This is a genomic window from Ruegeria sp. R13_0 (assembly GCF_017743995.1).
Lineage (GTDB): Bacteria > Pseudomonadota > Alphaproteobacteria > Rhodobacterales > Rhodobacteraceae > Ruegeria.
This window is the reverse complement of sequence record NZ_JAGHRB010000005.1, coordinates 196,749-222,852: the sequence shown is the minus strand read 5'-3', so window position 1 is coordinate 222,852 and position 26,104 is coordinate 196,749. Positions and strand designations below refer to the sequence as shown.

Here is a 26,104-nt window from a genome sequence, read left to right as displayed (position 1 = left end):
AAAGACCGATGACTTCAGCTGTTCTTACGCTCCAAAATGCCTCTTTGTCGCTGGATGGCAATGCCGGGCGAGTCGATATTCTGCATGAAATCTCTCTGTCCGTGATGAAGAGCGAGAGTTTGGGGCTGATCGGGCCATCCGGGTCGGGCAAATCTTCGCTGCTGATGCTGATGGGCGGGTTGGAACAGGCCACGGGCGGTAGTGTCTCGGCTTTGGGTCAGGATCTGACGACAATGGATGAAGATACGCTGGCCCGCTTTCGGCGTGACACGATGGGTATCGTGTTCCAGAATTTCCACCTGATCCCCACCATGACGGCACTGGAAAACGTTGCCACCCCACTGGAGCTGGCCGGCCACAAGGACGCATTCACACGCGCGGAGGTAGAACTCGACACCGTCGGGCTGTCCCATCGGCGCGACCATTATCCGGCGCAATTGTCCGGGGGTGAGCAACAGCGTGTTGCCCTGGCCCGCGCCTCGGCCCCGCGCCCTCAGATCCTTTTGGCGGATGAGCCTACGGGCAATCTGGATGAAACCAACGGAGCGGCAATCGTCGATCTGCTGTTCGGTCTGCGGGACAAGCACGGCGCAACCTTGGTGTTGGTCACGCACAGCCCATCGCTGGCGGCGCGCTGTGACCGCGTTGTACGCTTGCGCGACGGCCGAATCTCAGATGAGACCAAGCAAGAGGCCGCGGAATGAGCCTGCGACTGGCCGGACGGCTGGCACGTCGTGAACTGCGCGGAGGCCTGCGTGGCTTTCGCATCTTCCTCGCCTGTCTCGCCCTTGGGGTTGCGGCCATCGCTGCGGTCGGCTCGGTCCGCTCGGCCATCCAGACAGGGTTGACGCAGGAAGGGGCCGCCTTGCTGGGCGGAGACGCGCAGCTTGAGTTCACCTATCGCTTTGCCAGCGACGAAGAACGGCGCTGGATGGACGAGACCGCGCAACAGGTGTCCGTGGTTGTCGATTTCCGGTCTATGGCTGTCGCCGCGCAAGACACCGGAACCGAGCGCGCCCTGACACAAGTCAAAGCGGTGGATGGCGCTTATCCCTTGGTGGGGGCTGTCACTCTGACCCCGGAAATGCCTCTGGACAACGCTTTTGCGGGCGCAGACGGCCTGCCCGGTGCCGTCATGGCCCCCGCATTGATCGACCGGATGGGGCTGACGGTCGGCGATCGTTTTGCCTTGGGCACGCAGGAGTTTGTCCTGATGGCGGCCCTGCGTCATGAGCCGGACGGTGCGGCGGACGGATTCGCCCTTGGGCCAAGAACACTGGTCCGAACCGAAGACTTGCAAGCCTCCGGCCTATTGGCCCCGGGCACGCTGTTTTCGACCAAATACCGCCTCGATCTGCCCAGAGGTACTGATCTTGCAGACCTCTCCCAGCAGGCCACGGAGGCCTTCGATGGCACCGGCATGCGCTGGACCGATGCCCGCAACGGGGCACCGGGCATCACTGAATTCGTCAACCGCCTCAGCGCGTTTCTGGTTCTGGTCGGCCTTTCAGGGTTGGCAGTCGGCGGCATAGGCGTATCCGCAGCCGTCCGCGCGTACCTGTCGCAGAAGACCGAAACCATCGCCACCTTGCGCACCTTGGGGGCCGACCGCGCGACGATCTTCCAGACCTATATGATCCAGATCGGGCTCTTGTCGGGCATCGGAATAGCCATCGGCGTCACATTGGGCGGGGTCCTGCCGCTGGCTCTGGCCCCAATGATCGAAAGCCTGCTGCCGATCCCGGCGGTTTTCGCCCTCTACCCGCAAGCCTTGGTCGAGGCTGCGATCTACGGCATACTGACCGCTTTCCTGTTTACCCTGTGGCCACTGGCCCGAACTGAGGAAGTGCGCGCCGCCACCCTGTTCCGCGATGCGCTGACCACGGCCCGCGCCCTCCCTCGACCCATCTATGTCATCGCCACCGGTTTCGGGCTGCTCCTGCTGATCGCAATCGCCGCGTGGTTCAGCGGCTCCGCCCGACTGACGCTCTGGACCAGTGCTGGCTTGGTGGGCGCGCTCATCCTGCTGTCCCTATCGGCCATCGCCATCGGCCGCATCGCCCGCGCAGGCAAACCCGTCGCGCGTGGCCGCCCTGCCATGCGGTGGGCGCTCTCGGCTATTTCCGACCCGCGCGAGGGCGCGGCATCGGTGGTCCTGTCCCTCGGTCTCGGCCTGTCTGTTCTGGCCGCCGTTGGGCAGATTGACGGGACCTTACGCAATGCGATCTCAGGCAACCTGCCGGATGTTGCGCCGTCCTATTTCTTTGTCGACATCCAAAAGGACCAGATGCCGGGCTTCACCGAGCGTCTGGAATCCGACCCATCCGTCAGCCGCATCGAAAGCGCACCGATGCTGCGCGGCATCATCACCCAGATCAACGGACGCCCCGCGCGCGACGTTGCCGGGGACCATTGGGTTCTGGAGGGCGACCGAGGCATCACCTACTCCGCCAGCCCGCCCGAAAACGCACGCGTCACAGCAGGCGATTGGTGGGCCGAAGACTATTCCGGAGAACCCCAGGTCAGCTTCGCCGCTGAAGAGGCCGCGGAGATGGGCCTGACCCTTGGGGATGAACTGACGGTCAACATCTTGGGCCGAGATATCACGGCCCGCCTGACCTCATTGCGCGAGGTCGACTTTTCAACGGCTGGCATGGGCTTCATTATGTCGATGAACCCCTCGGCGCTTGCCGGTGCACCACACAGTTTCATCGCCACCGTCTATGCCGAGGAACAGGCCGAATCCGCGATCCTGCGCGATCTGGCCGACCAATACCCCAATATCACTGCGATCCGGGTGCGGGACGCGATTGACCGGGTTTCGGGCCTGCTGGCCGGGTTGGCGGCGGCAACCTCCTACGGGGCAGGTGTCTCGCTTTTGACAGGGTTTCTGGTCCTGATCGGCGCGGCAGCCGCCGGAGAGCCCGCGCGCCGCTACGAGGCTGCGGTTCTGAAAACACTTGGGGCGAACCGACAGCGCATCCTCTTCAGCTTTGCTTTGCGCGCTGTCTTGCTAGGGGCGGCCGCCGGGGGCGTCGCCCTTTTGGTCGGCATTCTGGGGGGCTGGGCCGTCGCCACCTATATTTTCGACACCGGCTATACGGTTATCTGGCCTTCGGCGGTTGGCATCGTGCTGGCCGGAATGGTCGTGACATTGGGTGCAGGGCTTGCCTTCGCCCTGCGGCCGCTATCGGTAAGACCAGCTCGCATCCTGCGCGCCAGCGATTGACCCCTTAGCGCACGCAGGCGACGGGTTGCAGGATTTTCAATAATGGATCGTTGTCACAAACCAACGCGTCCAATGTGATTTCGTCAAGCGAGGCGTAAAACACCTCAGCCGCGTCCTTCAGCGCCAGCTTCAATCGACACGCATCTGTCAGAGGGCAGGTGTTGTCGGCATCCGCAAAACACTCGGCAATCGGCAACGCGCCTTCGACATCCCGGAACACCGCCCCCACCCGGATCTCATCAGCCGAGCGCGCCAGCGACATGCCCCCATTGCGGCCCCGTTGGGTGCTGAGATAGTTCAGCTGGCTCAACTGGTTGATCACCTGAGCCAGATGGTTTTCGGAGATGTTGCAAACCTCGGCGATCTCGGCCTTGGTCACCAGCCTTTCGGGATGTGCCGCGCAATACATTAACAGGCGCACGGCGATATTCGTCCGTTTGGTAATCCGCATAGGGGCCTCCCTAAATCTATGATGTGATCTTATTGCATGTCCGGCAAAAAAGCGGTTTGACATACATCAATCGACCCAAAGGACATCCCGCGCTGATGGCAGACCCCTATTTCTTTGGCTATGGCAGCCTCGTGAACCTGGCCACACATGACTTTCCCGATCCCCGGCCAGCAAAGCTCAAAGGTTGGCGGCGGGCATGGAAGCATACCGACTTGCGTTCGGTCGCGTTCCTGACGGCAGTCCCTGATCCTGACTCCGAGATCGAAGGCATGATCGCCCATGTGCCCAAAAACGACTGGGCCGCGCTGGATGAGCGTGAGTGGGCCTATAACCGAATTCCCGCCACGCAGTCGGTCGCGCACCCTCTTAAGCAGGATGTGGAAATCGCTGTTTATGCGGTGCCGAAGGACCGGCACAAGGCGCCGACAGATCATCATCCGCTGCTGCTGAGCTACATCGACGTCGTCGTGCAAGGGTATCTGCGTATTTTTGGACCGGACGGGGCCGATCGGTTCTTCGCAACAACGGATGGCTGGGACGCGCCCGTCTTGAATGACAGGGCCGAGCCAAGATACCCACGTCATCAACAGCTCAAACCGGAAGAGACAGACTTTGTTGACGATCGCTTGCGCCGGGCGTCAGTGCGGGTCATCCAACCGCACCAACAAAAAGAGGCAGACGGATTGCCTGCCTCGTTCAAGTTCTAAGGTCCGGCAATCAGCCTCGCACGCGGATTACTTGCAGCAAAGGCAAGAGTGCCGCCATCTCGGGCCCACGCTCCATCCCGGTCAGCGCCTTGCGCAGCGGCATGAACAGGCCCTTGCCCTTGCGGCCCGTGGCCTCTTTGACGGCTTTGGTCCAAGTGCCCCAGGTTTCGCCATCAAACGGACCTTCCGGCAATAGCGCAATTGCCTCGGCGATAAAGTCACGATCCTCATCCGCGATCAGAGGCTCGGCCCCATCCCGGCACAGCTCCCACCAGCCTTTGAGATCGGCCAGAGTGGTGATGTTCTCGCGCGCCATGGCCCAGAACGGCTCGGCCAGATCCGCCGGAACACCGGCATCGGCAACTGCCTCGGCCACGTCGGCCAGCGGCAGCGATTGCAGATGTTTCGCGGTCAGCGGGAACAGGTCCTGCACATCAAACTTGGTCGGCGCCGCGCCAAAGCGGTTGATATCGAACCCCTCGATCAGCTCGGCCATCTCAGCGCGCAGCTCAACCGGGTCAGAGGACCCCAACCTCGCCATCAAGCTCAGCAGAGCCATCGGCTGCACGCCTTGCTCCCGCAGATCACGCAGGGCCAGCGTGCCCAGACGTTTCGAAAGCGCCTCACCCTGAGGGCCGGTCAGCAATGAATGGTGCGCAAAACGGGGGCAATTGCCGCCCAACGCCTCGATGATCTGAATCTGCGTCGCGGTGTTGGTGACGTGGTCCGAGCCGCGTACCACATCGGTTACGCCCATCTCGGTATCGTCCACGACAGACGCAATCGTGTACAGAACCTGCCCGTCGCCGCGGATCAGAACCGGGTCAGAAACCGAGGCCGCATCGATCGAGATGTCGCCCAGAATGCCGTCATTCCATTCGATCCGCTCGTGATCCAGTTTGAACCGCCAGACGCCATTGCCACGCTCGGCGCGCAGTGCGTCTTTCTCGGCCTCACTCAGGTTCAGTGCGGCGCGGTCATAGACCGGCGGCTTGCCCATGTTCAGCTGCTTCTTGCGCTTGAGGTCCAGTTCGGTCGGCGTCTCAAACGCCTCATAGAACCGACCCATCTCGCGCAGCTTGTCGGCGGCTTCGGCGTAGCGGTCCAGACGTTCGGACTGACGCTCGACCCGATCCCAGTGCAGACCCAGCCACTCAAGATCCTGTTTGATCGCGTCGACATATTCTTCTTTCAAGCGCTCGGGATCGGTATCGTCGATGCGCAGAATGAAGGTACCGCCTGCCTTGCGGGCGATCAGGTAGTTCATCAGAGCGGTGCGCAGGTTGCCCACATGGATGTAACCGGTGGGCGACGGGGCGAAACGGGTGGTTGTCATGGGTGTCTCCTGTTGGCGCGGCTCTTGTCACAAAGGCGCGTTTTTGTCCAGCAGGCGTTTCGGACTACCCAAGCTCCTCAGGCACCCCGGATCGCAAGATGAACAAATATTAACACGCAATGTTCATCCACGCAGACTGAGTACTGGTGTATAGAGTGGCACGCGACCCGAAGCGAACTACCTTTTTCGCTGGCGTTCTCACAGGGAGACTAAGAAATGGCCATCAATTTAACACGCAGAGCGGCCCTGGGCGCCGCAGCAGCCCTTCCATTTGCATCCGCAGCGACCCCACTTTTGGCCGCCGGAGCCGAGACAAAGGCGAACTCGACCATCGCAAGATCATTCCAGCTGGGCGACTTTACGGTCACAACCCTGCTGGATGGCAGCTTGCCGCGCGACGGTGCGCAGGAAATCTTCGGTGGCGGCGCCTCGGATGAGGAATTCGCCAAAGTATCAGCCGAAAACTTCATCTCGCCTGACGTGGCACAGTTCTTTTTCACGCCGACTCTGGTGAACACAGGCTCAGAGCTGATCCTGTTCGACACCGGACTTGGTCAGGGCGGCATTCAGGCCGCTTTGGCAGATGCAGGTGTCACGCCTGATCAGATTAACGTGGTCGTGCTGACCCATATGCATCCAGACCATATCGGCGGCATGACCACGAATGATGCGCCGACATTCCCCAATGCGCGCTATGTCACTGCTGCACCCGAATATGATTTCTGGTCCGCTCAGGAAGCCGGGAATCGGGTCGGAGATCTGGTCGCTGCCAAGGTCACCCCTCTGGCCGAGAAGATGAGTTTTATTGAGGATGGCGGAGACGTGGCCTCGGGCGTGACGGCGATGGCGACCTTTGGGCATACCCCCGGTCACATGGTCTATCATCTGGAAAGCAACGGCCAGCGTCTTATTCTGACTGCGGACCTTGCCAATCACTATGTCTGGTCTTTTGCGCATCCCGAATGGGAAGTTCGGTTCGACATGGACAAAGCTGCCGCAACGGACTCACGCCGTAAGATTTTGGGCCTTCTGGCTGCCGACAAGGTGCCGATGATCGGCTACCACATGCCCTTCCCGGGCGCTGGTTATGTCGAGACACGAGGCGACGGCTTCCGCTTTGTGCCCGTCAGCTATCAAATGATGGGCTAAGCCTTCAGTACCCAGGGTCCGGCCGGACCTTTGAGCCGTCGGTGAAACGAGACAGGCGAAACGCGGCCGGATCCACACAGGGCGTTCTGTGCATGACCAGATCTGCCATCAGCAGGCCCGCGCCGGGGCCAATGCCGAAACCGTGGCCAGAAAATCCGGTGGCAATGAACAGGCCCGGCAATTCATCGACCGAGGACATCACCGGGATCGCGTCCGGTGTCACGTCAATCATCCCCGCCCAGCTTTGGACGATCTCGGCCTGCTCCAGCGCCGGGTAGCTCTTGCGCGCATTCGCCCAAGCAGCACGGATGACCTTTTGCGACGGCTCTGGATCCAGCACGCGGCAATGTTCGAACGGAGTCACATCGGTGGGCAGCCAGCGCCGATCTTCGCGCGCCTCGGTCGTCCATCGACTTGACAGGCGAAAGCGCAGCGATCTCCATTCCTGTGCGAAGGCTGGCAGGAACTTGAGGGCCAGCCGGAAACTATCGGGCACGATATCCACTGTGTTTTCATGACCCGAGGCGATGGTATAACCGCCATCCGCCCGTTTTCGGATTGCAAACCCGTCCGACCACAACGCGACCTCAGGCCCCTCGGCCACCGGCGACACGCGCATGACTGTGTTCAGCACCTTCAGTTGAGGCAGGTCGATCCCGGCATTTCCCGCAAACAGGCGCGACCACGCCCCTCCGGCCAAAACAACCCGGTCACACGCCACTCGGCCCCGTTCGGTGAACACTCCGGCAACGCGACCCTCTTGCACATCGACGCTACGCACGGCGCAATTGGTCATGACGATCGCCCCGCGATCACGCGCGGCCTCGGCGATGGCGGGGGCGGCCCATTGCGGCTCGGCCCGACCGTCTTGCGGCATATAGAGACCGCTTGAGATATCCGACTGCGCCCCGGGCATCAGATCGGCCAGTTCGGCCCCGGCGACGATCCGCGCGCCGGTGTCCAAACCGTCGACATGGCGCATCCAACGTTCAAGATTGCGCGCATCCCGCTGGCCTGAGGCCCCGAACAGAATCCCAGACTGCGTATAGCCGGTCTGACGTCCGATCCGGTCATCCATCCCGCGCCAAAGGCGCAGCGATTCTTGCATCAGAGGGATCTCCCTCGGGTCGCGCATCCCAAGACGCACCCATCCCCAATTGCGAGAGCTCTGCTCGCCCGCGATCTGACCCTTTTCGCATAGCAGGACCGAAACGCCCCGCTCAGCCAGTTCCAAGGCTGTGGATACACCAATGATACCGCCGCCAATCACGACGACATCGGTTTGTTTCGGCAATGAAAGATCGGAGTCGAAGACAGTAGGCTTGGGACCGGGCATCAAAAGCTCATGGGCAATCGCATGGACCGCCATGGAGACCGACCACTGCGCCACTGGCAACCGGTTTTTTGAGGTTCACAACAGGATTGTGCCGACCTGTGGCGCGCACGACAAAGGTGCCGCGAAATACGCCGCACCTTCCACGGTTTTAGCCTAGCGATTTACGCCGCGCCTGACAGCTCAGCCCATTTCTGACGCAGATTGGCTGAAAACCCGGTCGACTTGGAGTTTGATCCGGTCCGGACCTCTTCCTGAGGCACAAGATCAGGGAATTCAGGCCGCTTCATCGGCGCGACATTCTGCTGACCCGCTTCTTCCCTCAGCATATCTGCGATGGCCGCATCAAGCTTCGCCTCATCCAATTCCTGAGGAGGCGACTCCATCGTATTCAGCGCCCACGGCGCGTGAAGCGATTTATCATATTGCTCATACATCGTAACACCACACTGTTCACTCAGACATCCCACCCGGATGTGGCGTTGTCAGGCTAACAAACGCTTCGCCATGATCCTGTAACCCTCGCAGGAATACGTCACACCCGCCTCACATGAGGCAATATCCAAGCATAAATGTGGCGGAAAAATGTCGCTAAAACAAGGGTAGGCCGTGGAACACCCCGGAAAAACCGCCCGTACGCGTACGATATCGGAAACAATGATTCAATTCAGCGCAACACTGCCGCTAAAAAGGGAAACAATGCGCCTTGTTTATCCCTGATCACGCCAACGATTCACGATCGGATAGCGACGATCCAACCAGAAGGCCCGGCTGGTCAGGCGCGTGCCGGGGGCGGATTGGAACCGTTTATACTCGCTGATGTAAATCAGATGCTCGACCCGTTTGGCATCGGCCTCATCGAAACCGGCCGCAACACAATCGGCAATCGAGCCATCCTGATCGACCAGGATCTCCAGAATGGCATCCAGAACCGGATAGTCCGGCAGGCTGTCGCTGTCTTTCTGATCTTCGCGCAGCTCGGCGCTTGGGGGTTTGTCGATGACCGACGGTCGGATGACTTCGCCTTCAGGCCCCATCATCCAGTCGCGATGATTGGCGTTGCGCCAGCGGCAGGTCTCGAACACGCGGGTTTTGTAGAGGTCCTTGATCGGGTTATAGCCCCCGTTCATATCGCCGTAGATGGTGGCATAGCCCACGGCGACCTCGGATTTGTTGCCGGTGGTCAGCAGCATCTCACCAAACTTGTTCGAGATTGCCATCAGCAACACACCGCGCAGGCGCGACTGGATGTTCTCTTCGGTCAGATCGACATCACGACCCGCGAACAGAGGGGCCAGAGTCTCGGTCACCGCCGCGCGACTGTCCGAGATTGGCACATAGTCATAGTGAACGCCCAGCGCCTTGGCGACCGCCTCGGCATCGTCCAGCGAAGCCTGGCTGGTGTATTCCGATGGCAGCATCACACATCGCACATTCTCAGCGCCAATCGCGTCAACGGCAATGGCCGCAACCAGGGCTGAATCGACCCCGCCTGACAGCCCGAGAACCGCTTTTTTGAAACCGGTCTTGCCCATGTAGTCGCGCAAGGATTGGACCATGGCACGGTAGTCCTGCTCCCACACATCCGGTTGGGGGACGATCTCGGCCGGAACGATGTGCCAGCCGTCATCGCCACGCTCAAGATCGACATGGCATATCGCTTCGTCGAATACGGGCATGCGGAAGGCAAGCTCACCACCCGGGTTCAGGCCGAAGGTTGCTCCGTCAAAAACCTGATCATCCTGCCCGCCGACCATGTTCAGATAGATCAGCGGCAGGCCGGTCTCGACCACGCGGGCTACCATATGGTTCAGGCGCACATCGTATTTGTCGCGAAAATAGGGAGAGCCGTTGGGGATCAGCAGAAACTCGGCGCCGGTTTCCTCCAGCGTCTCAGCCACGTCCGGGTGCCAGCCATCTTCGCAGATCGGGCTACCGATGCGGAAATTACCCACCGAGTATGGCCCACCCAACGGACCGGAATCATACAGACGCACCTCATCAAAAACCGTTTCGTTCGGTAGATGGTGTTTCAGGGACTTGCTGGTGATTCGTCCGCCATTCAGAATCACATAAGCATTGTAGAGGCTGTCACCTTCGACCCACGGCCCGCCGATGGCAATGGCGGGACCCTCGGCGCAATCCGCAGCCAAATCCTCAACCGCAGCCATGGCAGCGCGGTGAAACGCGGGCTTCATCACGAGGTCCTGCGTGTTGTAGCCGGTGATGAACATCTCGGGGAAGGCCACCATATCGGCCCCGGCCTCGCGGGCCTCGTGCCACGCTGCGCGTGCTTTGGCGGCATTGCCGGAAATATCCCCCACGGTGGGGTTAAGCTGCGCCAGAGTGATGCGGAAACGGTCGGCCATGCTGCCCTCTTGCCTTCGTCAGTCCTTTTGCATTTAGCAGATCACCGCGCGAGTGAAAGGGCCATGCGGCAAAAGCCGTTGCTCTGCCCGTGACGGTCCCTTAGTTTTGCGCCGAAGAAAGCAAGCAATGATGACCGGGCAGGCAGGAACAACAATGGATGTGATCCGCAATTCGATTGCTGCAGGGGCCATGACCCTGATCGCAGCGGCAGCCTTTGCACAGGACGGAACTGTCATCGTCAAAGATGACGAGGTCGGAGGCGTCTATGAAGGCACCTTCCTGAACGGCTTGCGGCACGGGACCGGGTCGTATCGGCTACCCAACGGGTTCGAGTATTCGGGCGAATGGATCGAAGGCAAGATTCAGGGGCAAGGCACGGCGCGCTTTGCAAATGGCGCGATCTACGAAGGTACATTCGCCGATGGCCAGCCAGACGGCCAGGGCAAGATCACCTATCCCGATGGCGGCACCTACGAAGGGACGTGGTCCAACGGGGCCATCAACGGAACCGGCGTGGCCCAATATGCCAATGGCCTGCGATATGAAGGCGCGTTCAAAGACGCGCGCCATCACGGCAAGGGCACTCTGTCCGACCCCAACGGATACGCCTACGAGGGCGACTGGGTTGAGGGTGAAAAGCAGGGCATGGGCAAGATCACTTCGGCCGATGGATCTGTCTATGAAGGTGAGATCGAACAGGGTCAGCGCCATGGTCAAGGTCGTCTGGTTCAGTCGGACGGCGTTGAATATGACGGTCAGTGGCAGAACAACGTGATGACAGGCAGGGGGCGGCTGACGCTGGCCAACGGAGATGTCTACGAGGGCGCATTGCTGGACGGGCGCCGTCAGGGTAAAGGCAAGGAAACCTATGCCAACGGCAACGTCTATGAGGGCGACTACGAAGACGATCAGCGCCACGGCAAAGGCACCTTCACCGGAACAGATGGCTACAGCTACACAGGCGACTGGTCACGTGGTCAGATCGAAGGTTTTGGTGAGATCACCTATCCCGATGGCTCAACCTATATCGGTGAACTCAGCGCGGACCTGCCGCATGGCAAGGGCCAGAACACCTATCCCGACGGCACCGTCTATGATGGTGAGTGGGTTGCGGGCGTGTTCGAAGGTCGGGGCAAGGCCACATATCCAAACGGTGTCGTCTATACCGGCGAGTTCCGGAATGCGGTCAGCCATGGCACCGGCATCGTCACTTTCGCCAACGGCTATCGCTATGAGGGCGAATGGGTCGACGGTGCGCGGCAGGGCAAAGGCAAGGCCAGCTACGCGGACGGCACGATCTATGACGGAGACTTCTTGAACGGCAAACGCCACGGCAAAGGCACGATCACAACGCCCAGCACCTTCACCTACACGGGCGATTGGGTTGACGGCAAAATCAGCGGCGTCGGCGTTGCGACCTACAGCACGGGCGACGTCTACGAAGGCGGCTTCCTCGACAACAAACGCCACGGCGAAGGCACCATGCGCTATGCCAACGGGCAAGAGGAGTCTGGCGTGTGGGACAATGACGCCTTGCCTGCGCAAAGCTCAGCAGAAGAAGCGCCCGTTCAAGAGGATGAACCCGCTCAGGCGGAAAACACTGAGGAACCAGCGCAGGCGGAACCCTCCGACGGTTAACTTGCTACCACGGAACGGGTTTTCCGGCCCAGTCGAAAAACCCACCCGTGTCATCGGTCGTTAGACCGTTGACCACGTTCAGCAGGTTCATCGCGGCCTCTTCAGGCTCCACTGCCGGATGCCGACCAAGGTATTTCTGCGTGAAGGCCGTTTTGACGGTTCCGGGATGTAAAGACACGCAGATCGCCTGTTTGTGCGTGCGCGCCAGCTCAATAGCCGAGGTATGGACGATCTGATTCACCGCAGCTTTCGCAGCCCGGTAGCTGATCCAACCACCGATCCGGTTGTCTCCGATCGAACCCACACGCGCTGACAGAACACCAAAAACAGATCGCCCGCCGCGCGGTAGCAATCTGTGCGCACGGCTGAGGACCAGCGCCGGACCTACCGCATTCAACGCAAACTGATCCATCATTGCCTGTGCCGATACAGCGCGGATCGTCTTTTCCGGCTCCGCCCCGTTGATCTCCAACGCGCCGGAGACGACCAGAACCAGATCGAACGGGTCAGGCAGGTCATCCAACATCTGCAAAGCCTGCTCCGGTTGGGTCAGATCAAACCCGTCAACCGACCGGGACAGGCTGGTGACCTGAATACCCTGCCCCTCAAGACGCTTGCAAAGCGCCGAACCAATTCCGCCCGAGGCGCCTATAATCAAAGCTGTTTTCATGTCTCACGACCTAGCGGCAGCGACGGTTGGATCAATGATTGGTGCTCAAGAATTCGCATAGAAAGGAACATGCCCTCATTTTGGTTCTTTTCATTCCGCGCAAGCTGGGTATAACCTCATTCTTATGATCAACCGCGCAGATATCCTTGTTGCCGACACCGCCCTTCGCGGTGCGTCGCTGCGTGGCCTACTGATCCTAATCCGCCTCTGAGCGTGCCATTCGGCGCGCCCGCTCAGAGGAGGACGCCAGCGCGCCAAGAGGCTTTAGGACAGAAGAAGAAAGAGAACCCCATGACCAACGTGACCGACCAAGACCGCGTCTTGATCTTCGATACCACTTTGCGCGACGGCGAGCAGAGCCCCGGCGCAACCATGACCCATGACGAAAAGCTCGAGATTGCCGAGCTGCTGGACGAAATGGGCGTCGACATTATCGAAGCCGGTTTCCCCATCGCATCCGAGGGCGACTTCAAGGCCGTTTCCGAGATTGCGCAACGAGCGAAAAACAGCCGTATCTGCGGTCTGGCCCGTGCGAACTTCGCCGACATTGACCGCTGCTGGGAGGCGGTGAAACACGCTGAGAAGAACCGTATTCACACCTTCATCGGCACATCCCCCCTGCACCGCGCCATTCCGAACCTGACAATGGACGAGATGGCCGAGAAGATCCACGAAACCGTCAGCCACGCGCGCAACTTGTGTGAAAACGTGCAGTGGTCACCGATGGATGCGACGCGGACCGAGTGGGATTACCTCTGCCGTGTGATCGAGATAGCGATCAAAGCAGGCGCAACCACGATCAACATCCCTGATACGGTGGGGTACACCGCCCCGGTCGAAAGCGCCGATCTGATCAAACGCCTGATCGAGACAGTACCGGGCGCGGATGAGGTGATCTTTGCCACCCACTGCCACAACGACCTTGGCATGGCGACCGCGAACTCTCTGGCCGCTGTTGCAGGCGGTGCGCGTCAGATCGAGTGTACCATCAACGGTCTGGGCGAACGCGCAGGCAACACGGCTTTGGAAGAGGTCGTGATGGCGCTTCGTACCCGCAACGACATCATGCCTTGGCACACGGGCATCGACACCACCAAGATCATGCATATCTCGCGCCGCGTGGCGACCGTGTCGGGCTTCAACGTTCAGTTCAACAAGGCCATCGTCGGCAAGAACGCCTTCGCGCATGAAAGCGGCATCCATCAGGACGGCATGCTGAAGAACCGCGAAAACTTCGAGATCATGCGCCCCGAGGATATCGGCCTCTCCGGCACGTCTCTGCCCTTGGGCAAACACTCGGGCCGCGCCGCGCTGCGCGACAAGCTCGAGACGTTGGGTTTTGACGTCGGTGACAACCAGCTCAAGGACATCTTCGTTCGGTTCAAGGATCTGGCCGACCGCAAGAAAGAGGTGTTCGACGACGACCTGATCGCTTTGATGACCATGGATGAGCATGACGACTATCTTCAGCTTGTCTCGATGAAAGTGACCTGCGGCACCGGCGGTCAGGCCGAAGCAACCGTTGAGCTTGAAATGGACGGCAAGGACATCATCGCCACAGAACATGGTGATGGTCCGGTGGATGCGACGTTCAAAGCGATCCGCGCGATCTATCCCAACACCGCCCGGTTGCAACTGTACCAGGTTCACGCTGTGACCGAAGGCACCGACGCGCAAGCCACCGTCTCGGTCCGCCTGAGCGAGGATGGCATGATCGCAACGGGCCAATCGGCCAACACAGACACGGTCGTTGCGTCAGCCAAGGCCTATATCCACGCGCTGAACCGCCTGATCGTCCGTCGCGAGAAAACCGGCCCCGGCGTAGACACGCGTGAGATCAGCTACAAAGACCTGACCTAATGCGTTTCGGGTTTTACCTGAAACATCAAGCGACACGAATGTCCCGAGAACGCTGAAAGCGTGGCAGGGCATTCGTGTCTCAGGTTTAACCCGAAACGCTATAGAAACGGCAAAGGGCTCCCGCACCCGCGGCGGCCCGGCTTCGCCGACCCACCTTGGGTTTTGGGCCCGGCAGCGCGTTTGACGCCATCTTTGATGCAGGCGAACGGGGCGGGAGCTTTGCTTGCTCCTCCAAGCGACCTCAGAGTTGTTTGAACAACACGGACAATCTGCGGGTTTCCCGATCCAAACCAAAAGGCGCGTTGATCACGAACATTCCAGACCCGACCATCCCATGCCCTTTGCGCGCTGCGGGGAATGTCACCTCGTGTTTCAACACCTTCGGGAAATCCTGAGACGTCAGCGCATCCACCATCGGCTTTTGACGGGCATCCTTCAGGATCGGGTACCACAAAGCGATCACGCCCACATTCCATTTGCGATGCAGCTTGGCGATTATCCCCGGAAGGCGGTCATATTCCGCCTTCACCTCGTAGCTGGGGTCAATCAACAGCATACCCCGTCTGGGCGTCGGCGGCAGTAGGGACTGCGCAAGCTCGTACCCGTCCTGCTTGTAGACGCGCGCATTGCCCCCTGGCACTGCCAGTGACAATGCCGCATATTCCTGCGGATGCAATTCGGCGAGGTGCAGACTGTCTTGCGACCTCAGCAGGCTAGCTGCAATCAGGGGCGATCCGGGGTAGCTGGCCTCTCCAAAACGCGTACGTGTCATCCCGATCGCTTGCGCCAGCGGATGATCATCGCCAAACCATGCACCACGCTGCACCCGCTCGATCCCGGCGGCTGCTTCTCCGGTCTTGCGCGCCTCATCTGAATCTAGCTTGTAAAGCCCACGTCCCGAATGGGTTTCGACATATGTCAGCGGTTTGTCCTTTTGGGTCAGATAGGACAGCGTCCATGCCAATAAAGCGTGCTTTTGCACATCAGCCAGATTCCCGGCGTGGTAAATATGTTGATATGAGAGCATATTGCCTTCTACAGTCCCTGCAAATGAGGCGAAAAGGTGCTGATTGCCGCGGAATCAGCCCTTTTACCGGGCGAGTTGGCACCCTATAAGTCATCCGTCCCGGAACCGTCGAGTCGCGGGCAGTAGAAAAACCGACATACAGGATCAGGGGAAACATGGGGATCTTTGGCAATCTGGGCGGCCTGTTCACAGCGGACATGGCTATCGACCTTGGAACGGCAAACACGCTGGTCTACGTCAAGGGGCGTGGTGTGATCCTGTCTGAACCCTCGGTTGTGGCCTATCACGTCAAGGACGGCGTGAAAAAGGTTTTGGCGGTTGGCGAAGACGCCAAGCTGATGCTGGGTCGGACGCCGGGATCCATTGAGGCCATTCGCCCAATGCGCGAAGGCGTGATTGCCGACTTCGACACCGCCGAGGAAATGATCAAGCACTTCATCCGCAAAGTGCATAAGCGCTCGACCTTCTCGAAGCCGAAGATCATCGTCTGCGTCCCGCATGGCGCAACCCCGGTTGAAAAGCGCGCAATCCGTCAGTCGGTTCTGTCCGCAGGCGCGCGCCGCGCGGGTCTGATTGCCGAACCGATTGCAGCGGCGATTGGCGCAGGCATGCCAATCACCGATCCGACCGGCAACATGGTCGTCGATATCGGTGGCGGTACCACCGAGGTTGCGGTTCTGTCGCTGGGGGATATCGTGTACGCCCGCTCGGTCCGTGTAGGTGGAGACCGTATGGACGAGGCGATCATCTCATACCTGCGTCGTCAGCAGAACCTTCTGGTCGGCGAATCCACGGCTGAGCGCATCAAAACCACTATCGGCACCGCCCGCATGCCCGACGATGGCCGTGGCCAGTCGATGCATATCCGCGGTCGCGACCTGCTGAACGGCGTGCCAAAAGAAATCGAGATCAGCCAGGCTCAGGTCGCCGAGGCGCTGTCGGAACCCGTCCAGCAAATCTGCGAGGCAGTGATGACGGCGCTAGAGACCACGCCCCCCGATCTGGCCGCAGACATCGTGGATCGTGGCGTGATGCTTACCGGTGGCGGAGCGCTGCTGGGCGATCTGGATCTTGCTCTGCGCGAGCAAACAGGTCTGGCCGTGTCGATTGCCGATGAAAGCCTGAATTGTGTGGCTTTGGGCACCGGCAAGGCGCTAGAATACGAAAAACAGCTGCGCCACGCGATTGACTACGAAAGCTAAGGCGCGCACCCTTTAGAAAATAGGGTAAATTCGGCCCGAGCAGCACGGGAAGGTAACCTGTGGCAAAAGACCGATCACAGCGCGATGACTACACAGCCCCACTGCGGCGTCTGCTTCTGGGGATCGTTGTGCTGTGCCTGCTGGGCATCTTCATTGTCTGGCGGATCGACAGCCCCCGGGTTGAACGGTTCCGCGCGCAGGTTGTGGATGCTGTTGTGCCCTCGATGGATTGGGCAATGGTTCCGGTCACCGCGACCGTCAACCTGTTCCGCGATTTCCAAAGCTATCAAAGCCTGAGCGAGCAGAACCGCGAGCTGCGCTCGGAACTGCGGTTGATGCGTGCGTGGAAAGAAGCCGCGCTGCAGTTGGAGCAAGAAAACGCGCGGCTTCTGGATTTGAACAATGTGCGGCTTGATCCGCGCCTGACCTATGTCACCGGCGTTGTGATGGCAGACAGCGGCTCGCCCTTCCGGCAGTCAGTGCTGTTGAATGTAGGAGAGCGGGACGGGATCGTCGATGGCTGGGCTACGATGGACGGGATCGGACTAGTTGGCCGTATCTCGGGCGTTGGACCAGACACGGCGCGCGTCATTCTGATGACTGACGCCTCAAGCGTCATTCCTGCAACCATCCAGCCTTCGGGCCAGACCGCTTTGATCACGGGCGACAATACCCCGGCCCCATCGGTCGAGTTTCTGGAAAACCGTGAGCTTGTGCGCCCCGGCGACCGGGTCGTGACGTCGGGTGATGGAGGCGTGTTTCCCGCCGGTCTGCTGATCGGCCAGATCGCCGCAGACCCCGGAGGCCGCCTGCGCGTGCGTCTCTCCGCCGATTTCGAACGGTTGGAGTTCCTGCGCGTTCTGCGCTACAACTCGGCCCCTACAATCCGCGATCCGGGTCAGATCGTCGGCCCCGCCCGCCCCGCCGCGTCATTGTCATCTGAGGAAGCTGGTGATGGATAAACCCGCCTCTCACAAATGGGCGATGCGCGGTCTTTATGGGGCGCTGGCGGTGTTCGTTCTGTTCCTGCATCTGCTGCCGCTGGATACGAAACCGGATCGCTGGCCTTTTCCGGACTTTCTGATCGTCCTGACCTTTGCATGGGTGCTTCGGCGGCCGGACTATGTGCCGACCGTTTTGGTCGCTTTGGTCATGTTGCTGGCCGATCTGTTGCTGCAACGCCCGCCAGGTCTGATGGCCGCTTTGGTGGTGCTGGGCGCGGCATACTTGCGGTCTGCGGCACCCGGGATGCGGGATGCGGGCTTTGTAGCAGAATGGATGTCGGTCACAGCCGTCGTTGCTGGCGTCTTTCTGGGCAACCGGGTCATCCTTGCAATCCTGTCTGTTGATCAGGCGGCTTTGTTACCGGTTTTGATCCAGCTTGTGCTGACAATTCTGGCCTATCCGGTCATTGTGCTACTGTCTCAGAGTGTATTCGGTGTGCGCCGCGTCTCGGCCGCGGATGCCAGCGCTGCGGGGGCGCGTGCATGAAACAACGCAAGATCAAAAGCGAAGGTGTCGCCTATAAACGTCTGCCCCGGCGGGCCCTGCTGCTGGGCGGTTTGCAGGCGGTTTTCATTGGCGGGCTGGCCGCGCGTATGCGGTATATGCAGGTCGACCAAGCGGATGAATATCGCCTTCTTGCCGAAGAAAACCGCATCAACATCCGCCTGATCCCGCCGACGCGTGGGCGCATCTATGACCGCAATGGGCAGGTCATCGGGCAGAACTCACCCTCCTACCGCATCGTCATTGTGCGCGAGGATGCCGGTGACATCGACAAGGTGATCGCCAAACTCTCGGACCTGATCCCCCTGAACGAGGATGAGATTGAGCGCGCGCGCACGGAAATGCGCCGCTCGGCTCCGTTCCTGCCGGTCACGCTGGTCGATCAGGTGACGTGGGAGGATATCTCGAAAGTCGCCGTCAACGCGCCCGCCCTGCCCGGTGTCACGCCTGAGGTCGGCCAGACCCGACAATACCCGCGCTATGAGGATTTCGCCCATATCGTCGGCTATGTCGGCCCGGTCAGCGACTATGACCTCAGCCAGATCGAAGACCCCGAGCCGGTGCTGCGCATCCCCCGGTTCCAGATCGGCAAGGTCGGCCTTGAAGCCAAGCAAGAGATCGACCTGCGCGGCAAGGCAGGCTCCAAGCGGGTTGAGGTGAACGCCACCGGCCGCGTCATGCGCGAGTTGGACCGGCAGGAAGGCCAACCGGGTGCTGATCTGCAACTCTCGGTCGACGCGGACCTGCAGCAATACGCTCAGGCACGACTTGCCGGAGAAAGCGCCGCCGCCGTTGTCATTGATTGCGAAACCGGAGATCTGCGGGCGATGGCCTCGGCCCCCAGTTTCGATCCCAACCTGTTTGTGCGCGGTATCTCGGTCGCGGACTATCAGATCCTGACGCAGGACAAATACCGCCCATTGGCCAACAAGACGGTTCAGGGCACATACCCGCCCGGATCGACCTTCAAGATGGTCACCGCCTTGGCCGCGCTTGAGGCCGGTGTCGTTGGCCCCGGCAACACCGTGTACTGCCCCGGCCACCTCAAGGTCGGCAGCCGCCGCTTCCACTGCTGGAAACGCGGGGGGCACGGTATGGTGGACCTCAATACATCGCTCAAGCGTAGCTGCGACGTTTACTACTACGACGTGGCGATCAAGGTCGGTATCGACAAAATCTCGGAAATGGCGCGGACCCTCGGGCTGGGCATCAAGCACGACATCCCGATGTCCGCCGTGCGTGCCGGTCTGGCGCCCAATCAGGAATGGAAGCAGCGCACTCATGGCGAGGACTGGCTGATCGGCGATACGGCCAATGCCTCGATCGGGCAGGGATTCATGCTGGCCTCACCGATGCAGCTGGCCGTGATGACCGCGCGGATCGCCACCGGTCGAGCTGTGAAGCCGCGACTGGTCCGCTCAATTGATGGGGTCGAACAGCCAACGGGCGCGGGTGAGCCGCTTGAGATCAGCCCGGCCAATCTGAACTACATCCGCGAGGCGATGTGGTCGGTCTCAAACGACCGGCGCGGCACAGCCTATCGCAGCCGGATCATCGCCGATGACCTCCGCATGGCGGGAAAAACAGGCACCAGTCAGGTACGCAACATCACCAAAGCGGAGCGCGCCGCAGGTGTGATCCGCAACGAGGACCTGCCCTGGGAACGGCGCGACCATGCGCTGTTCGTCAGCTTCGCGCCTTATGACAAGCCCAAATACGCAATCGCGGTGGTCGTCGAGCATGGCGGAGGCGGGTCCAAGGCGGCGGCCCCGGTCGCGCGCGACATCATGCTTCAGGCGCTTTATAACGGCACCCCACCGCTCGAGGCCTACCCGGCCGGAGATCGCGAGCGCATCAAGGAACAGCAGAAACGGCTCGAGGGCGACCGTCGCCCCAAAGCGCGCCCCAGCGAGAAGGACCGCGCATGAGCTATCTTGAATATGCGGTCAAATCCACGCCCTCGGGGTTCCGTAAATTCCTGTATATGAACTGGCCGCTGACGCTGTTGCTGATCAGCACGGCCAGTGCCGGGTTCCTGATGCTGTACTCGGTGGCGGGTGGCTCGTGGATGCCATGGGCCGAGCCTCAGATCGAACGTTTCGGTCTGGGCCTGACGGTGATGTTCATCGTCGCGCTGGTGCCGATCTGGTTCTGGCGCAATATGTCGGTACTGGCCTATCTGGCCTCTATCGCGCTGTTGGTGTTTGTGGAGCTGTTCGGCACCATCGGCATGGGCGCACAGCGTTGGATCGACCTTGGATTCATGCGTTTGCAACCATCCGAGGTGATGAAAGTCGCGCTGGTGATGCTGCTGGCGGCCTATTACGACTGGCTGCCCTCGCACAAAACCTCACGCCCACTTTGGGTTCTGATCCCAGTCGTGCTGATCCTGATCCCCACCTTCATGGTACTGCGCCAGCCGGACCTTGGGACCTCGATCCTGCTGCTGGCCGCTGGCGGAGGGCTGATGTTTCTGGCCGGTGTCCACTGGGCCTATTTCGCAGCCGTAATCGCAGCCGTGGTCGGCCTGATTGCGGCCGTCTTCAACAGCCGAGGGACCGAGTGGCAGTTGTTGAAAGACTACCAGTTCCGCCGGATCGATACGTTTCTTGACCCGTCTACCGACCCGCTGGGCGCGGGCTATCACATCACCCAGTCCAAGATCGCCCTGGGATCGGGTGGATGGAATGGGCGCGGCTTCATGCAGGGCACGCAATCACGGCTGAACTTCCTGCCTGAAAAACACACCGATTTCATCTTCACCACATTGGCCGAAGAATTCGGCTTTGTCGGTGGCATCACCCTATTGGTGCTTTATGCTCTGATCCTGATCTTCTGCATGGTCACGGCGCTGTCGACCAAAGACAGGTTCTCATCGCTGGTCACCATGGGGATCGCCTTGAACTTCTTCCTGTTTTTTGCGGTCAACATGTCGATGGTGATGGGGCTGGCTCCGGTTGTCGGGGTGCCTTTACCAATGGTCAGCTATGGCGGGTCGGCCATGCTGGTCCTGATGGCCGCCTTCGGTGTCGTGCAAAGCGCCCATATCCACCGCCCCCGCTGATCGGAAAACCCCTCCATGCCCGTCAATATCCTGTTCTCCGCACGCCCCGAGCTTTGGCCGGTATATCAGCCGCTTCTGACCGAGGAGCTGCAAAAGGCAGGCGTCGCGTTCAATCTGGCAACCGAATTCCCCGAGGATGAGGTGGATTACATCGTCTACGCCCCAAGCGGCGGGCTGCTGGATTTCACGCCCTATACAAGGCTGAAAGCGGTTCTCAGCCTCTGGGCCGGGGTCGAGAAAATCGCAGGGAACAAGACGCTGACCGTGCCGCTGGCGCGGATGGTGGATCACGGGCTGACCCAAGGCATGACCGAATGGGTCGTGGGGCATGTGCTGCGCTATCATCTGGGGATGGACCATCACATCAAAGTTCAGGATGGCGTTTGGGTCCACGAAGTGCCGCCTCTGGCGCGGCAGCGGCACGTCTGCATGCTGGGCCTTGGGGTTTTGGGGCAGGAGGCCGCCCAAGCGCTGGCGGCATTGAATTTCAACGTCACCGGATGGAGTCGCACCCCCAAAGACGTCCCCGGAGTAACCTGCCTGAGCGGCGAAAACGGGTTGCGAGAGGCTCTGTCAAAGGCCGAGATCGCCGTCCTCTTGCTGCCCGATACACCGGCGACCGAGAACACTCTGAACGCCGAAACCTTTGCGCTGATGCCCAAGGGCGCGCGGATCATCAATCCGGGGCGTGGGCCTCTGATCGACGATGACGCACTATTGCAGGCGTTGAACACAGGCCAGATCGGACATGCCACGCTGGATGTCTTCCGGGTTGAGCCTCTGCCCACCGATCACCCTTACTGGGCGCATCCGAACGTGACGGTGACGCCGCATATCGCCTCGGAAACCCGACCGGTCACAGCGGCGCAGGTGATCGTCGAGAATATCCGGCGCGGGGAAGCTGACGAGCCGCTTGTACATCTGGTGGATCGCCAGCTGGGGTATTGATCCCCCTTGGACCGGGGAGAAGGGTTACGCCGCGATCAGGCCGCGCCCTTTCAGCAAGGCCTCGACACCCGGCATCCGGCCCCGGAAGGCCAGGTACAGCTCCTCAGCCTCGCGCGAGCCGCCGGTGGACAGGATGTTGTCTTCCAGAGCTTTGGCGCGTTCGGGATCAAAGGCTCCTCCGGCCTCTTCAAAGGCCTCGAATGCGTCGGCATCCATCACTTCGGACCACATGTAGCTGTAGTAGCCCGAGCTATAGCCATCGCCCGCGAAGACATGCGCGAAATGCGGGGTCGCGTGGCGCATGCCGATGGCTGCGGGCATGCCGATACCGTTCAAGACCTCGGCCTGTTTCGCCATCGGGTCCGCCGGGGCCGCGCCTTCATGGAAGGCCAGATCAACCAAGGCCGAGGCGACGTATTCCACAGTCTGGAACCCCTGATCGAAATTCGCGGCTTTCAGCACTTTCTCAAGCATTTCTTGCGGCATTGCCTCGCCGGTGTCCGCGTGGGTGGCGAACTCGGCAAGCACCTCGGGGACCTCCAGCCAATGTTCGTAAAGCTGGCTTGGCAGTTCGACAAAATCACGCGCCACGGACGTGCCCGAGATGCTTTCATAGGTCACGTTCGACAACATCTGATGCAGCGCGTGGCCGAACTCGTGGAACAGCGTGCGCGCATCGTCATAAGACAACAGCGCCGGATCGCCTTTCGCAAAGTTGCACACGTTGATAACGACCGGAGCCTGTTCCTTGGGGAATTTCGCCTGCCCCCGCATCGCGCTGCACCATGCGCCTGATCTCTTTGACCCACGCGCGAAATAGTCACCGATGAAGACCGCGATATGCTTGCCGCCGCGCGTCACCTCCCACGCCCGGCAATCGGAGTGGTAGAGCGGCACGTCCAGCGGTTTGAACTCCAATCCGAACAGACGGTTGGCGCAAGCGAACGAGGCCTCGATCATCCGGTCCAGTTGCAGATAGGGCTTCAGTGCGGCCTCATCCAGATCATGCTCGGCCTTGCGGCGTTTCTCAGCGTAGTAGCGCCAGTCCCATGCTGCCAGAGGGCCGTTCACGCCATCCTCCTGCATCATCGCAGTCAGCACCTCGGCATCTGCGTCGGCGCGCGCCTTCGCAGCCTCCCACACTTGCATCAGCAGGTCGCGGACGCGGTCGGGCGAGCGGGCCATTTCGGTTTCCAGTTTGTAGTCGGCAAAGCTGTCATAGCCCAACAGCTTGGCACGTTCTTCGCGCAGGCTCAGGATTTCGGCGGCGATGTCGCGGTTGTCGGTCTCCCCGCCGTTCGCTCCGCGCGCAGTCCAAGCGCGATAGGCTTTCTCGCGCAGATCGCGACGGGGGGAGAACTGCAGGAACGGCACGATGATCGACCGCGACAGGGTGACTACGGGACCAGCGGCGCCTTTTTCCTGACCCGCCGCGCGTGCGGCATCCACGACGAAATCCGGCAGGCCCTGCAGGTCATCCTCTGACAGGTCCATGAACCAGTCGCGCTCATCCGCCAGCAGGTTCTGAGTGAATGAGGTTCCCAGTGACGCCAGCCGCGCCTTGATCTCTTGCATTCGGGCGTCCTGCTCGCCCTGCAACGCAGCACCAGCCCGGACAAAACCGCGATGAGACAGCAACAGCACGCGCGCCTGTTCGTCACTTAGGCCCAGATCATCGCGCCGCGCCCACAGGTCGGCCACGCGTTTGAACAGCGCCTTGTTCGAGGATATTCCCGAGAAATGCGCGGCCAGCTTTGGCGAGAATTCCCGCTGCAGCTCTTCTCGTTTCGGATTGCTGTCCGCGCCCGCAACTGTGAAGAAAACCGACAGCACTTTGTCCAGTTGCTCACCCGCCGCCTCAAGCGCTTCGATCGTGTTGGCAAAACTCGGGGCCTCAGTGTTTGCGGCGATCGCGTCGATCTGCGCGTTATGCGCCTGCAGCGCCTCATCCAGAGCGGGGGCGAAATCATCATCCGAAATCTTGGCAAAAGGGGCGAGTTCGAACGGAGTGGTCCAGTCGGACAGGATCGGGTTGGTCATTCAGATCTCCTTTGCCCACAACCTAGGAAGGGCCGGTCAGATGATCCAGAGCAACACTGCTTTTATTCGCCACCCGCGCCGCAAATCGGGCAGTCAGAGCGCTTGGAGAGGGTGATCTTGCGGCTTTCACCATAAAGCGCGTCATAGATCAGCATTTCGCCGCGCAGCGCTTGGCCAGCCCCGGTGATGACCTTGATCGCCTCAACTGCCATCATGGAGCCAACCACACCCGGCAAGGGGCCGATCACGCCCGCCTCGGAACAGGACGGGGCCAGACCGGCTGCGGGGGCTTCGGGGAAAATACACTGATAGCAGGGGGCACCCTTGGCCGGATCGAAGACGCTCAGCTGTCCTTCCCATTGCGACAACGCGCCCGAGATCAGAGGTTTGCCCAGTGCAACGGCTGTTCGGTTAGCGAGATAGCGGGTTTCGAAATTGTCGGTACCATCCAGGATCAGGTCGAAGTCGCCCAACAGGTCCGGCGCAATCTTTTCGTTCAGACGCCGATTGTAGGGCAGGACGGTGACGTTGGGGTTCTGAGCCTCCATCGCCTGCTGGGCCGAGAACACTTTGGGCATTCCGATATCCGCATCGCGGTGAATGACCTGACGTTGGAGGTTGGCGTTTTCGACCACGTCGTCGTCGATCACCCCGATCGTGCCCACACCCGCTGCGGCCAGATACTGCAAGGCTGGTGCGCCGAGACCCCCGGCCCCAATCACCAGCACGCGCGCCTTTTTCAACCGTTTCTGCCCTGGCCCGCCCAGTTCGCGCAGAACGATATGGCGGGCATAGCGGTCCAGCTCTGTCTCAGTGAACCGGTCCGAGGGTTTGGCCTCGGTCTTGTCCGCTTCGGGCTGCGCCCGATTTCGCAGCGCTTTCAGCCCCTTGCCATAGACCATGACCAGAGCAGCCGCTCCGGCAAGCATCAGCCACAGCGCCGCCGATCCCCCGGTTGCTTCGCGCAAGGGATGGCCGCTCGGCAAAACCAGATGCGACAGGATCACCCCGACCATAAGCACACTGACCGAGGTCACACGCGCCGTCCGGGACACGCCCGCGATATAGCCGACGCCCCAAAGACCTGCCGCAAGGACCAGAACCAGCAGCATCAGCCGCGCCCGGTTGAGCCGAACCCGCCAGCGCCACGCTCGGTCTCGCCAAGGGTTTCGGTCAGCTCGAACGTGGCTTGCACGACGGGCGCGACGATAAGCTGCGCGATGCGTTCTCCGTGGGTGACCTCGAACCGGTCCTGCCCTGCGTTCATAACGATCACACCCAGCGGGCCGCGATAGTCGCTGTCGATGGTCCCCGGCGTGTTGGGCAGGGTGATGCCGTGCTTCAATGCCAGCCCGGAGCGCGGGCGGACCTGCACCTCATACCCCGTCGGAATTTCGATCCGTAGGCCGGTTGGGACAAGGGCGCGCTGCCCCGGCTCCAGGAAAATCGACGCGCCTTCGGGCAGGTTGGCGCGCACATCGGCCCCGGCCGCGCCTGAGGTCTCATATGAAGGCAGGGGAACCGAGGTATCAGCCCCCTCTTCCCGGATCACGCGGATAGCTACCATCTGT

22 protein-coding genes are annotated in these 26,104 nt (G+C 60.8%); 12 read left to right on the top strand and 10 right to left on the bottom strand.

Annotated elements, in window-relative coordinates; genetic code table 11:
* Positions 1–8 precede the first annotated feature (8 nt).
* Both J7394_RS08745 and J7394_RS08740 read left to right on the top strand, forming a co-directional pair.
* Positions 9–704, top strand: coding sequence for an ABC transporter ATP-binding protein (locus tag J7394_RS08745; RefSeq protein WP_209252390.1), 696 nt, complete (start codon positions 9–11; stop codon positions 702–704).
* Positions 701–3,229, top strand: a complete 2,529-nt coding sequence (locus J7394_RS08740) for an ABC transporter permease (protein WP_209252388.1) — start codon at positions 701–703, stop codon at positions 3,227–3,229. Before J7394_RS08745 ends, J7394_RS08740 begins: the two co-directional genes overlap by 4 nt.
* Before the next feature lie 4 nt (positions 3,230–3,233).
* On the opposite strand, the gene J7394_RS08735 is transcribed toward J7394_RS08740, so the two are convergent.
* A complete protein-coding gene (locus tag J7394_RS08735) occupies positions 3,234–3,680 on the bottom strand; it encodes an Rrf2 family transcriptional regulator (protein ID WP_170490778.1) in 447 nt (148 codons plus the stop codon).
* A 95-nt stretch (positions 3,681–3,775) separates the two neighbouring features.
* On the opposite strand from J7394_RS08735, the gene J7394_RS08730 reads away from it, so the two are divergent.
* On the top strand, positions 3,776–4,387 hold the full coding sequence (locus J7394_RS08730) for a gamma-glutamylcyclotransferase family protein (protein ID WP_209252386.1): 612 nt from the start codon (positions 3,776–3,778) through the stop codon (positions 4,385–4,387).
* A gap of 10 nt (positions 4,388–4,397) precedes the next feature.
* Here the strand turns inward: J7394_RS08730 and gltX are convergent, their stop codons facing one another.
* Positions 4,398–5,723 (bottom strand): glutamate--tRNA ligase, encoded by a 1,326-nt coding sequence (gene gltX / locus J7394_RS08725; RefSeq protein WP_209252384.1) that lies wholly within the window; start codon positions 5,721–5,723, stop codon positions 4,398–4,400.
* A gap of 216 nt (positions 5,724–5,939) precedes the next feature.
* Here gltX and J7394_RS08720 point away from each other — a divergent pair, with 216 nt between their 5' ends.
* Entirely contained in the window at positions 5,940–6,872 is a 933-nt protein-coding gene (locus tag J7394_RS08720) for an MBL fold metallo-hydrolase (RefSeq protein ID WP_209252382.1), read from the top strand.
* Between the two features lie 4 nt (positions 6,873–6,876).
* On the opposite strand, the gene J7394_RS08715 is transcribed toward J7394_RS08720, so the two are convergent.
* The 3 genes from J7394_RS08715 to J7394_RS08705 all read right to left on the bottom strand — a co-directional run bounded on the left by J7394_RS08715 (position 6,877) and on the right by J7394_RS08705 (position 10,574).
* Positions 6,877–8,208 (bottom strand): FAD-binding oxidoreductase, encoded by a 1,332-nt coding sequence (locus J7394_RS08715; RefSeq protein ID WP_209252480.1) that lies wholly within the window; start codon positions 8,206–8,208, stop codon positions 6,877–6,879.
* Between the two features lie 161 nt (positions 8,209–8,369).
* Positions 8,370–8,642: a hypothetical protein gene (locus tag J7394_RS08710; protein WP_209252380.1), complete on the bottom strand. Its 273-nt coding sequence runs from the start codon at positions 8,640–8,642 to the stop codon at positions 8,370–8,372.
* A 273-nt stretch (positions 8,643–8,915) separates the two neighbouring features.
* Complete coding sequence (locus J7394_RS08705; protein ID WP_209252378.1) at positions 8,916–10,574, bottom strand: NAD+ synthase; 1,659 nt, start codon at positions 10,572–10,574, stop codon at positions 8,916–8,918.
* Between the two features lie 127 nt (positions 10,575–10,701).
* Here J7394_RS08705 and J7394_RS08700 point away from each other — a divergent pair, with 127 nt between their 5' ends.
* Positions 10,702–12,213 (top strand): MORN repeat-containing protein, encoded by a 1,512-nt coding sequence (locus J7394_RS08700; RefSeq protein WP_371811991.1) that lies wholly within the window; start codon positions 10,702–10,704, stop codon positions 12,211–12,213.
* A 4-nt stretch (positions 12,214–12,217) separates the two neighbouring features.
* Here J7394_RS08700 and J7394_RS08695 read toward each other — a convergent pair whose 3' ends face one another.
* Positions 12,218–12,883, bottom strand: a complete 666-nt coding sequence (locus tag J7394_RS08695; protein WP_209252376.1) for an SDR family NAD(P)-dependent oxidoreductase — start codon at positions 12,881–12,883, stop codon at positions 12,218–12,220.
* A 291-nt stretch (positions 12,884–13,174) separates the two neighbouring features.
* On the opposite strand from J7394_RS08695, the gene J7394_RS08690 reads away from it, so the two are divergent.
* A complete protein-coding gene (locus J7394_RS08690; protein ID WP_209252374.1) occupies positions 13,175–14,743 on the top strand; it encodes a 2-isopropylmalate synthase in 1,569 nt (522 codons plus the stop codon).
* Positions 14,744–14,984: 241 nt separating this feature from the next.
* Here J7394_RS08690 and J7394_RS08685 read toward each other — a convergent pair whose 3' ends face one another.
* The gene (locus J7394_RS08685) at positions 14,985–15,770 is read right to left on the bottom strand and encodes a 23S rRNA (adenine(2030)-N(6))-methyltransferase RlmJ (RefSeq protein ID WP_209252372.1); all 786 of its coding nucleotides are present in this window, start codon (positions 15,768–15,770) and stop codon (positions 14,985–14,987) included.
* Between the two features lie 155 nt (positions 15,771–15,925).
* On the opposite strand from J7394_RS08685, the gene J7394_RS08680 reads away from it, so the two are divergent.
* From J7394_RS08680 to J7394_RS08655, 6 genes are read left to right on the top strand one after another with little or no spacing between them, the layout of a single operon-like run.
* Positions 15,926–16,972 carry a rod shape-determining protein gene (locus J7394_RS08680; RefSeq protein WP_039523195.1) on the top strand — a complete coding sequence of 349 codons (1,047 nt, stop codon included), beginning with the start codon at positions 15,926–15,928 and terminating at the stop codon, positions 16,970–16,972.
* Between the two features lie 59 nt (positions 16,973–17,031).
* Entirely contained in the window at positions 17,032–17,934 is a 903-nt protein-coding gene (mreC, locus tag J7394_RS08675; protein ID WP_209252370.1) for a rod shape-determining protein MreC, read from the top strand.
* Positions 17,927–18,463: a rod shape-determining protein MreD gene (locus tag J7394_RS08670; protein ID WP_209252368.1), complete on the top strand. Its 537-nt coding sequence runs from the start codon at positions 17,927–17,929 to the stop codon at positions 18,461–18,463. Before mreC ends, J7394_RS08670 begins: the two co-directional genes overlap by 8 nt.
* Complete coding sequence (gene mrdA, locus J7394_RS08665; RefSeq protein ID WP_209252367.1) at positions 18,460–20,409, top strand: penicillin-binding protein 2; 1,950 nt, start codon at positions 18,460–18,462, stop codon at positions 20,407–20,409. The genes J7394_RS08670 and mrdA overlap by 4 nt, the downstream gene beginning before the upstream one ends.
* Positions 20,406–21,545: a rod shape-determining protein RodA gene (rodA, locus tag J7394_RS08660; protein ID WP_209252366.1), complete on the top strand. Its 1,140-nt coding sequence runs from the start codon at positions 20,406–20,408 to the stop codon at positions 21,543–21,545. Before mrdA ends, rodA begins: the two co-directional genes overlap by 4 nt.
* A 15-nt stretch (positions 21,546–21,560) precedes the next feature.
* Positions 21,561–22,493 carry a glyoxylate/hydroxypyruvate reductase A gene (locus J7394_RS08655; RefSeq protein WP_209252365.1) on the top strand — a complete coding sequence of 311 codons (933 nt, stop codon included), beginning with the start codon at positions 21,561–21,563 and terminating at the stop codon, positions 22,491–22,493.
* 24 nt (positions 22,494–22,517) lie between these two features.
* On the opposite strand, the gene J7394_RS08650 is transcribed toward J7394_RS08655, so the two are convergent.
* From J7394_RS08650 to dut, 3 genes are all read right to left on the bottom strand, one after another.
* Complete coding sequence (locus J7394_RS08650; protein WP_209252364.1) at positions 22,518–24,533, bottom strand: M3 family metallopeptidase; 2,016 nt, start codon at positions 24,531–24,533, stop codon at positions 22,518–22,520.
* Between the two features lie 62 nt (positions 24,534–24,595).
* Complete coding sequence (locus J7394_RS08645; protein ID WP_209252363.1) at positions 24,596–25,645, bottom strand: molybdopterin-synthase adenylyltransferase MoeB; 1,050 nt, start codon at positions 25,643–25,645, stop codon at positions 24,596–24,598.
* Positions 25,645–26,100 (bottom strand): dUTP diphosphatase, encoded by a 456-nt coding sequence (dut, locus tag J7394_RS08640; RefSeq protein ID WP_209252361.1) that lies wholly within the window; start codon positions 26,098–26,100, stop codon positions 25,645–25,647. Before dut ends, J7394_RS08645 begins: the two co-directional genes overlap by 1 nt.
* Positions 26,101–26,104 lie beyond the last annotated feature (4 nt).

What these genes read in the sequence shown, in the direction of transcription:
- J7394_RS08745 (WP_209252390.1), top strand. Translation starts at nt 9, where the DNA reads ATGACTTCAGCTGTTCTTACGCTCCAAAATGCCTCTTTGTCGCTGGAT.
- J7394_RS08740 (WP_209252388.1), top strand. Translation starts at nt 701, where the DNA reads ATGAGCCTGCGACTGGCCGGACGGCTGGCACGTCGTGAACTGCGCGGA.
- J7394_RS08735 (WP_170490778.1), bottom strand. Translation starts at nt 3,680, where the DNA reads ATGCGGATTACCAAACGGACGAATATCGCCGTGCGCCTGTTAATGTAT.
- J7394_RS08730 (WP_209252386.1), top strand. Translation starts at nt 3,776, where the DNA reads ATGGCAGACCCCTATTTCTTTGGCTATGGCAGCCTCGTGAACCTGGCC.
- gltX (WP_209252384.1), bottom strand. Translation starts at nt 5,723, where the DNA reads ATGACAACCACCCGTTTCGCCCCGTCGCCCACCGGTTACATCCATGTG.
- J7394_RS08720 (WP_209252382.1), top strand. Translation starts at nt 5,940, where the DNA reads ATGGCCATCAATTTAACACGCAGAGCGGCCCTGGGCGCCGCAGCAGCC.
- J7394_RS08715 (WP_209252480.1), bottom strand. Translation starts at nt 8,208, where the DNA reads ATGCCCGGTCCCAAGCCTACTGTCTTCGACTCCGATCTTTCATTGCCG.
- J7394_RS08710 (WP_209252380.1), bottom strand. Translation starts at nt 8,642, where the DNA reads ATGTATGAGCAATATGATAAATCGCTTCACGCGCCGTGGGCGCTGAAT.
- J7394_RS08705 (WP_209252378.1), bottom strand. Translation starts at nt 10,574, where the DNA reads ATGGCCGACCGTTTCCGCATCACTCTGGCGCAGCTTAACCCCACCGTG.
- J7394_RS08700 (WP_371811991.1), top strand. Translation starts at nt 10,702, where the DNA reads ATGATGACCGGGCAGGCAGGAACAACAATGGATGTGATCCGCAATTCG.
- J7394_RS08695 (WP_209252376.1), bottom strand. Translation starts at nt 12,883, where the DNA reads ATGAAAACAGCTTTGATTATAGGCGCCTCGGGCGGAATTGGTTCGGCG.
- J7394_RS08690 (WP_209252374.1), top strand. Translation starts at nt 13,175, where the DNA reads ATGACCAACGTGACCGACCAAGACCGCGTCTTGATCTTCGATACCACT.
- J7394_RS08685 (WP_209252372.1), bottom strand. Translation starts at nt 15,770, where the DNA reads ATGCTCTCATATCAACATATTTACCACGCCGGGAATCTGGCTGATGTG.
- J7394_RS08680 (WP_039523195.1), top strand. Translation starts at nt 15,926, where the DNA reads ATGGGGATCTTTGGCAATCTGGGCGGCCTGTTCACAGCGGACATGGCT.
- J7394_RS08670 (WP_209252368.1), top strand. Translation starts at nt 17,927, where the DNA reads ATGGATAAACCCGCCTCTCACAAATGGGCGATGCGCGGTCTTTATGGG.
- mrdA (WP_209252367.1), top strand. Translation starts at nt 18,460, where the DNA reads ATGAAACAACGCAAGATCAAAAGCGAAGGTGTCGCCTATAAACGTCTG.
- rodA (WP_209252366.1), top strand. Translation starts at nt 20,406, where the DNA reads ATGAGCTATCTTGAATATGCGGTCAAATCCACGCCCTCGGGGTTCCGT.
- J7394_RS08655 (WP_209252365.1), top strand. Translation starts at nt 21,561, where the DNA reads ATGCCCGTCAATATCCTGTTCTCCGCACGCCCCGAGCTTTGGCCGGTA.
- J7394_RS08650 (WP_209252364.1), bottom strand. Translation starts at nt 24,533, where the DNA reads ATGACCAACCCGATCCTGTCCGACTGGACCACTCCGTTCGAACTCGCC.
- J7394_RS08645 (WP_209252363.1), bottom strand. Translation starts at nt 25,645, where the DNA reads ATGCTGCTGGTTCTGGTCCTTGCGGCAGGTCTTTGGGGCGTCGGCTAT.
- dut (WP_209252361.1), bottom strand. Translation starts at nt 26,100, where the DNA reads ATGGTAGCTATCCGCGTGATCCGGGAAGAGGGGGCTGATACCTCGGTT.